Origin of the sequence: Massilia mucilaginosa (genome assembly GCF_011682145.1) — a bacterium.
Lineage (GTDB): Bacteria > Pseudomonadota > Gammaproteobacteria > Burkholderiales > Burkholderiaceae_D > Telluria_A > Telluria_A mucilaginosa.
On record NZ_WHJH01000214.1, the window covers coordinates 1 to 449 of the forward strand.

The window sequence follows — 449 nt, forward strand, 5'->3', positions numbered from 1 at the left end:
CGCAGCACTCGGCTTCATGGCCGAACGCGCCAAATCGCGCAAAACGGTTGAAATCAAGGGCGCCTCGCACGTCGTGATGACCTCGAACCCGGCCGCCGTTGCCCGCCTGATCGAAGACGCCGCACAGGCCAAGTAAGCCAATCCAATATATAGCTCGCTACTTAATAGACATCACCATGAAATCCGCTCTCGCCCTGACCCTGCTCGCCGCTTCCCTCTCGACCGCCCACGCTGCCAGCCTCCCCGGCGTGGAACGCAACACCGCGCAATTCCTGAAAGCGATCGAAGGCGGCAAGCCGCTCAACCAGATGACGCCCGATGAAGCGCGCGCCGTGCTGGTCGGCGCGCAGGCGGGCAGCAAGGTGGCGCTGGCGCCGGCCGATGTGAGCGAAAAGACCGTCACCCTCGACGGCAAGGCGGTCAAGCTGAGCATCGTGCGCCCGGTTGGC

General features: G+C 64.4%; 1 pseudogene. It reads left to right on the top strand.

Annotated features, from left to right (window positions below):
* Positions 1-176 precede the first annotated feature (176 nt).
* Positions 177-449 (top strand): annotated as a pseudogene (locus tag F2P45_RS34555) (alpha/beta hydrolase); the annotation flags it as partial.